At 38.1% G+C, this 7,810-nt stretch carries 6 protein-coding genes and 1 pseudogene; all 7 read left to right on the top strand.

Features of this window, described 5'->3' with window-relative positions; genetic code table 11:
• Positions 1 to 26: 26 nt before the first annotated feature.
• Positions 27 to 242 (top strand): hypothetical protein, encoded by a 216-nt coding sequence (locus tag PX482_RS23085; RefSeq protein ID WP_288027199.1) that lies wholly within the window; start codon positions 27 to 29, stop codon positions 240 to 242.
• A complete protein-coding gene (locus tag PX482_RS23080; RefSeq protein WP_288027197.1) occupies positions 242 to 1,219 on the top strand; it encodes a methyltransferase in 978 nt (325 codons plus the stop codon). Before PX482_RS23085 ends, PX482_RS23080 begins: the two co-directional genes overlap by 1 nt.
• A 17-nt stretch (positions 1,220 to 1,236) precedes the next feature.
• Positions 1,237 to 2,439, top strand: a complete 1,203-nt coding sequence (locus tag PX482_RS23075; protein WP_002761479.1) for an SDR family oxidoreductase — start codon at positions 1,237 to 1,239, stop codon at positions 2,437 to 2,439.
• Positions 2,440 to 2,495: 56 nt separating this feature from the next.
• Positions 2,496 to 4,508 (top strand): ABC transporter ATP-binding protein/permease, encoded by a 2,013-nt coding sequence (locus tag PX482_RS23070; protein WP_002761476.1) that lies wholly within the window; start codon positions 2,496 to 2,498, stop codon positions 4,506 to 4,508.
• 349 nt (positions 4,509 to 4,857) lie between these two features.
• Complete coding sequence (locus PX482_RS23065; RefSeq protein ID WP_288096596.1) at positions 4,858 to 6,870, top strand: phospholipase effector Tle1 domain-containing protein; 2,013 nt, start codon at positions 4,858 to 4,860, stop codon at positions 6,868 to 6,870.
• A gap of 51 nt (positions 6,871 to 6,921) precedes the next feature.
• The gene (locus tag PX482_RS23060) at positions 6,922 to 7,443 is read left to right on the top strand and encodes a hypothetical protein (RefSeq protein ID WP_288123079.1); all 522 of its coding nucleotides are present in this window, start codon (positions 6,922 to 6,924) and stop codon (positions 7,441 to 7,443) included.
• 84 nt (positions 7,444 to 7,527) lie between these two features.
• Positions 7,528 to 7,810, top strand: a pseudogene (locus tag PX482_RS23055) (GUN4 domain-containing protein); the annotation flags it as partial.

Here is a 7,810-nt window from a genome sequence, read left to right as displayed (position 1 = left end):
TTATAGAGAAAGGCATTTAGCGATTTTTGTCAATTGTTTTTGCTCTAGAGCGAACTAATCAATTAAGTCTCTTGCCAGATAAGGATTTAGTCGATTTATGCCCCCCTATCGAACCATACCAAGTAACGAAGAACCCTTTTTTTAGGGAATCCGTAAGCTCAATCAAAAAGGTCATTAAATTATGTTTAATCTTCCCAGAGAAAACCCAAATCAAATATCTCCTAGAGACACCGTTTTACTGATGATTAGGGGGTTTCAGATCAGTCAATGTGTTTATGCTGCTGTGAGATTAGGGATTCTTGATTTGTTAGGAGATGGCTCAAAACACTATCAAGAATTAGCGACGGAAACTAACACTCATGCTGATTCTCTCTATCGTCTTTTACGAACTTTGGTCAGTTTAGGAATTTTGCAAGAAAATCAACCGGATTATTTTCAAAATACTCCCTTAGCGGCTTATCTAAGGGATGATCAAGTGGGAACTTTACGCAACTGGCTAATTACCGAGATAGAAGAAAGTTATGCTTGTTGGGGCAATTTTACCCAAAGTTTAACGACTGGTGAAGGAGCTTTTAAAGCCATGTATGGTCTTGATATTGAGGAGTACCATCGAGAGAATCCTAGCCAAAATAAAGTTTATGATCAATCAATGAATGATATAACCACATTCCAAATAGCCAAAATATTAGAAGCTTATGATTTTTCCTCCGTAGAAGTATTGGCAGATATTGGTGGCGGTCAGGGAAAACTGATTGCTGCTATCTTAAAACGTTACCCTCAAATAAAAGGGATACTTTTTGAACAGCCATACTCCCTTGAAAAAGCCAAAAATTTATTGAAACAGGAAGGGGTAAGCGAACGCTGTGAGTTGATAAGTGGAGATTTTTTTGAATCGGTTCCCGTCGTAGCCGATGTTTATTTACTCAAGCAAGTTTTGCTCAGTTGGAATGATCAACAAGTGGTTGATATTCTCAAAAACTGTCGCCAGTATATGCCTTCCACATCTCGATTATTAATTGCAGAAAGAATTATCCGCAAAATTTATTGGAGAGATAATTTAGCTGATCTACAGTTATGGATGCTTCATTCAGGAAAAATTCGCTCAGAAAATGAATTAAAAGTCCTATTAACAAGCGCTGGATTTCAAATAGATAAAATTATTGATACTATGCCTGTGCAGAGTTTGATTGAAGCAAGTCCACTCCCTAAATTAAATTAGATATGTCCTAGCAAAGCATGAGCAATCAAGAATGTATTCCAGATTTTAAAACAGAAGCTATTCTCAATCCTGATATTAGTTTTGACAGTCCTCTGAAGGAGGATATTGACGAGCCAAAATCAATTTTTTTAACTGGCGCTACTGGATTTTTAGGGGCTTATTTGCTCCGGGAACTGATCGGTCAAACCACCGCTAATATCTATTGTTTAATTCGTTGTCATACTTTAGAAACTGGTAAACAGCGACTAAAAGAAAACCTCCAATCTTACCAACTTTGGCAGGAACCTTTTGATGATCGTATTATCCCGATAGTTGGCGATTTAGCTCAACCATTGTTAGGTCTTTCTGAGAAAGATTTTTGTCAATTAGCCACCGACATTGATGTTATTTATCATAACGGATCAGAAAACGACCCGATCACCCCTTACTCTCAAATGAAAGCGGTTAATGTTTTGGGAACTCAAGAACTTCTTAAGTTAGCCGGACTAAGAAAAACTAAACCAGTTCATTTTATCTCGACAGTCGCCATTTTTTTTAGTCAGGCTCATAGACAAGATATAGCGATTAGAGAGACGGACTTTCCTCTATTTTCTCCCAGTTTAAATACGGGCTATAAACAAAGCAAATGGGTGGCTGAAGAATTAATACACCTAGCTCAAAAAAGAGGTTTGCCCGTCTCTATTTATCGACCTACAAGAATTATGGGTGACAGCAAAACTGGAATTTATCGAAAATCCAATAATTTCTTTTTTCGGTTTATTCAAATATGTATTAAATTAGAAAAATTTCCCACTTTTGATGTGGATATTAATATTATTCCCATTGACTATGCCAGTAAAGCTATTGTTTATCTCTCAAGGCAAAAGCAACTTTTAGGAAAAACCTTTCATTTAGTTAATCCTGAATCAATTTCATGGCAGAGACTTTTTGAACTAATTAATGCCTGTGGTTATGCCACTGAACCGGTATCCGATAAAAATTGGTTAGTGATGGTTGAAAATTACCTTTTTGAGCAGGGAGGAGAAAAAGCCGTTAGTTCTTGCTTCCCAATTATTTTAAAATCAGCTAAAATGATTAGTCAGACAAAGCCTCGGTTCGATGCTTGTCAAACTATCGAGGGATTAGCTCATAGCTCAATCGTTTGTCATCCTCTCGATTTATCCCTGATCTCTACTTATTTACTTGCTTGGAAAAAATATGAGACAAAAATGTTAAACTAGCAAAGGCTCATCTGCTGCCCGACTACCAATAGCGTCAACCCCTTTTTTTTGGAAATATGTCAACCCAAGTTGCTGAAAACAAAAATGCACTTGCTTCTTTTAACCAATTTTTGAAAGATGTCAAGGCGATCACTCAACCTTACTGGTATCCGACCGAACCAGGCGCAAGAAGCTTTCCCGAGGTGATTCGTGGCTGGGGAATGCTATTTTTGCTAATTTTTCTAATCCTCGGTTTAGTAGTCGTAACGCTTTTTAATAGTTTTGCTATTCGTCGCTTGATTGACGCAATTGTACAACAGGGAGACTATGCCAAATTTAATCAGGAATTGATCGCCTATGTGATTGGGCTGATCTTGGTGACACTGCTAGTCGGTTACAGTAAAAATATTTCCAAAAAAATTGCTTTGCATTGGTATGAATGGCTAAATGGTCAGGTTTTAACTAAATACTTCCATAAACGTGCCTATTATAAAATTAATTTCAAATCTGATATTGATAATCCTGATCAACGCATTGCTCAAGAAATTGAACCGATCACCAGTAATGCTCTTAGCTTTTTCTCATCTTTTCTAGAAAAAAGCCTGAAGATGCTTGTCTTTTTAGTAGTGATCTGGACGATTTCTCAGCGGATCGCTATTCCGCTACTTATTTATACAGTCATCGGTAATTTTATCGCCCTTTATTTAAACCAAGAATTAATCAAGATCAATGAAAAGCAATTAGCTTCAAAAGCTGATTATAATTATGCGTTAACTCACGTTCGCAATCATGCTGAATCCATCGCCTTTTTTCGGGGGGAGAAAGAAGAATCAAATATCATTCAGCGAAGATTTAAAAAGGTATTAGATGATACTCGAAATAAAATTGATTGGGAAAGAGGGAACGAACTGTTTGCTAGGGGCTATCAGGCCGCTATTCAAGTATTTCCCTTCTTAATTCTGGGACCTTTGTATATTAGAGGTGAGATCGATTATGGACAGGTGGAACAAGCTTCCACAGCCTGTTATATATTCGCTACTTCTTTGGGAGACCTGATCACTGAATTTGGCATTTCGGGACGATTTTCTAGTTATGTTGAACGTTTAAATGAGTTTTCGACTGCCCTAGAAACTGTTACTCAACAACCAGAGAATGTCAGCACGATCAAAACTATCGAAGAAAATCATTTTGCCTTTGAGAAAGTCACTTTACAAACTCCCGACTATGAGCAGGTAATTGTCGAAGATCTATCTCTTTCTGTTCAACCCGGTGAAGGATTACTAATTGTTGGCCCTAGTGGCCGCGGCAAAAGTTCCCTCCTACGAGCAATCGCGGGTTTATGGAATTCTGGTACGGGAAGTTTAATGCGGCCTCCCCTTGAAGAAATTCTCTTTTTACCTCAACGTCCCTATATTATCCTGGGAACCTTGCGGGAACAATTGCTCTATCCTCAGACCGATCGTCAGATAACTAATACCGAAATTCAAGCAGTATTACAACAAGTCAATTTACAAAATACCCTAAGTCGGGTGGATGAATTTGACTCTGAAAAACCCTGGGAAAACATTCTCTCCCTAGGAGAACAACAACGTCTAGCCTTTGCTAGGCTCTTAGTTAATCCCCCCAGTTTTATCATTTTAGATGAAGCAACCAGCGCCCTAGATTTAGTCAACGAAAGGATTCTATATGAGCAATTAAAAGCTCGTAAGACAACTTTTATTAGTGTCGGTCATCGAGAAAGTCTCTTTAATTACCATCAATGGGTTCTAGAACTCTCGGCCGACTCTAGTTGGGAACTCTTGACTGTTGAAAATTATCGCCTTAAGAAAGCGCGAGAAATGTTTACTAAGACCCCTAATGGCAATTCTGTAAAACCTGATATTACCACTAATCATGAGTCAGAATCCCCAGAAACACATCAGTCTCTTGAGGGACTTTCTCATCAAGAGATAAAACTATTAACCGACTTATCGATCTCTAGTGTTCGTAGTAAAGCTAGTCGCGGAAATTTGATCGTAGCCAACGATGGTTTTACCTATCGTTATGACAAAAATCCTCAAATCTTAAAGTGGCTTAAAATCTCACCTTAAGCTGTCTGGCTGGAAAAGATTGATATAATCTGGCTGGAAAAGATTGATATAATCAGCCAATAGCCAGACCTCGAATCGACCCTAGAACCTGGACAAACCCGACAGCTGCCTAACGATGTCAGCAATTTAACTACCAGTTTCTACCAACAACAATTGACCGATAATATGGGATGAGAGGCTATTGAAGCTAAATTTTGTGAAAACTTCTCAATTATATCGCTAGATAACTAAAATGTGTTAAGCTAGGCGGTAGGATTCTGGGAAATCATGACAGATAAATCAATCTCTTATTAGTCAGAGTCCCTGAACCCCTGATTACCCCTTTCTCCCCCGGTCGATGACAAAACCAATGGCTGAACAACGCTCTGTACTAAAATTTAATGGCATCGATGATCATATTGATCTATCCCACGGATTTCTTGACATCGATCAGAGTATTACCATTACATTTTGGGCAAAAGGGGAAAATAATTTAGCTACAGAAACGACTCTCTTAGAAGCTGTTAATCGGGAAAATAACCGGGTTCTACATATTACCCTGCCTTGGGGCGATCCCCTGAAACCTGCGATTTTTTGGGACGCAGGAAATGAAGAAGGTTTTGATCGAATTGAAAAAAAAGTCAAGCTTAAGGATTATAGTGATTGGACTCATTGGGCCTTTGTCAAAAATGCGACCACAGGCCGAATGTTGATCTATCGTAATGGGATCATTTGGCATCGTGGCAACGGTCATAACCGTGCCTTAACGGGGATTGAAAAAATCATCTTGGGAGCCTCTGTTAATCTCTCTCATTATTGGCAAGGTTGTCTTGCAGAACTTTCTGTTTGGAATCAAGCGCGTAGCCAAGAAGAAATCCAAAAAGCGATGTATCAATCTCCCTTAGTTGATGATCTTGGCTTAGTTACTTATTTATCACTCAATGGCAGTGCCGAGGATCAAACAAGTTATAGCAATCATGGTATTCTTTATGGGACAACCTGGCAACTAGATAGTCTTCCCTCCAAACCGACCTCGATCCCTAAATCAAAAACTCAGACTAGCAGTAAAGCTAGAAGGAGTGCGAAAAGGATAACAATGGTCAACGAAATTTTTAACTCCCTTGAAGAAGAAGAAGTGATTGAACAGGATGCTCCATCCGAAAATCAAGAACCTTCCCGGGAAGAGAATCCAGAATCAATTATAATTGCTGCAGAAGCTGCTCTTGCCAGCAATGAAATTGAGGAGATTAGTGAAACAGCAATTTCTCAACCAGATATCCTCACTTATTCAAACCAGAAAAAACGGTTAATTATTTGTTGTGATGGTTCTTGGGAAGACTCTGCCAGTGCTTACCCCACCAATGTGGTTAAATTCGCCGAATCTATTAAGTATATTGCCGAGGATCAAACCCCCCAAATCGTCTTTTTGTCAGGTTCTGGCACCCCCGAAGATAACGAATTTATTAAAAGTTTAGGGAATGAAACTTTTGGCTGGGGCCTTGATCGAATGATTCAAGATGCCTATCGTTTTCTTGTCCTTAACTACAATCCCACAACCGAGGATGAAATTTATTTGTTAGGTTTTAGTCGAGGCGCATATATCGTTCGTTGTTTGGCTAGTTTTATCGATAAATGTGGAATCCTAAAACGCTCTAAGATTAAAGAAATTCCCCTGGCTTATCAACTCTATCGAGACCACACCGTTAGTTCTGATAGTGCCAAAGCTCAACAATTCCGTGCCGCTAATGCTAAAAAAATTGAGACAGAAAAGGAAGATTTTCAAGATCGTATTCCAGTCAAGATGTTAGGTTGTTGGGATACAGTTGGCAATTTTGGTATTCCTGATTTAACTCCTTGGTTTCCCCTGGCTAAGTTTTATCATAAAAAATATGAATTTAGTAATACAAAATTAAGTCCGATTATCCAGAATGCTTTTCATGCTGTTGCCATTGATGAAAAACGTAAAAACTTCCCTTCCACTCCGATCAAAGCCAATCCAGAAAATCCCGAACAAGTTGTCAAAGAAGTTTTATTTGTGGGTGAACATACCTGTCTAGGTGGTGGCAAAAAAGAATATCAAGGAATTTCCGATTACCCGTTACAATGGATGATTAATCAAGCCAAAAAATTGGGATTAGAGTTTGACTCAACCACCTCTGAATCTGAGGAATTCCAAATTAAACTAGACCCGACCATCAAGTTTGATAATACTGTTAAAGGATTGTCGTCCTTAGGAGGTGAGCAATGGCGATATTTCAATACAAAAGTTGTCACTGTTCATCACAGTGTGGTAAAACGATTAAAGGCTTTTTCAGATTATCGTCCCAAAAGTCTTGAACCTTTTCTTCAAGCTTTACTTGACGACGATCAACAGACAGATTAACCTTGCTTTAGAATTAAACTAATCCTTCGCTAGAAATTTGAGGTGATTTTTATGGAACTCGATAACATTATCAAAAAAGTGGCTGGTTCTTATGTAGCTTCGGCTATTATTGCTGTCATCGTGCTAATTCTGACCCTCGGACAACCCTTTGTAGTTTTTCTGGGTATTGGAGCGATGGGGTTGGTTACTGTGCTAGGAGATGCGATTGCTCAGTACGGAATTGAAGCGGTTCTGAATGCTTTTTACACTGAGCGAAGTAAAAAAGAATCCCTGGAAACACTTTTGGCTGAAATTGATGCTTTACCTCTGACTGATGACCTGAAATTAAAAACCAAAAAACACTTGACTGACCATCAAGAACAGACAGTAAAGCAGCAAGAAACGGTAACTGAGCCAACTCCTGAAAGTCCTCAAACAGTTGTTATTGAAAATGAACCAGTTATTGAAAATGAACCAGTTATTGAAAATGAACCAGTTATTGAAAATGAACCAGTTATTGAAAATGAACCGGTTGTTGAAAATGAACCAGTTGTTGAAAATGAACCAGTTGTTGTTGAAGTTGAAAATGTTTAATTAGGTGTTGCTCCCTCTTGCAATAGCTGGGGGCAGCGGATGATTATTGCTAAGTATTGAGGAATTTTTTGGTCTAAGATAGCTATGCTAAATAGGAACTCTCAACATCTGATGACCTATAAAAAAATTGCCATTTATGAGCAAAGCTATCAACTTCCTGTTTTTAAAAATAGATACTTAAAAAATTTTCAGAAAATCATCAAAGAACGTCGGAAATTAATTCAAGAAGGAGTTCGCTACCATTACTATTTTGGTAAGATTATTAAACGAAAAGAAAAAATTACTCAACAAGAAATCTTGATTGAGACTCAGTTATTAATTAAAGACTATAATTTATTAATTAATGGACTAGAAATCTATCAAGACG

The sequence above is a fragment of the Microcystis sp. M53602_WE12 genome (assembly GCF_030065455.1).
Classification (GTDB): domain Bacteria; phylum Cyanobacteriota; class Cyanobacteriia; order Cyanobacteriales; family Microcystaceae; genus Microcystis; species Microcystis aeruginosa.
This window is presented reverse-complemented; position numbering and strand designations above follow the sequence as displayed.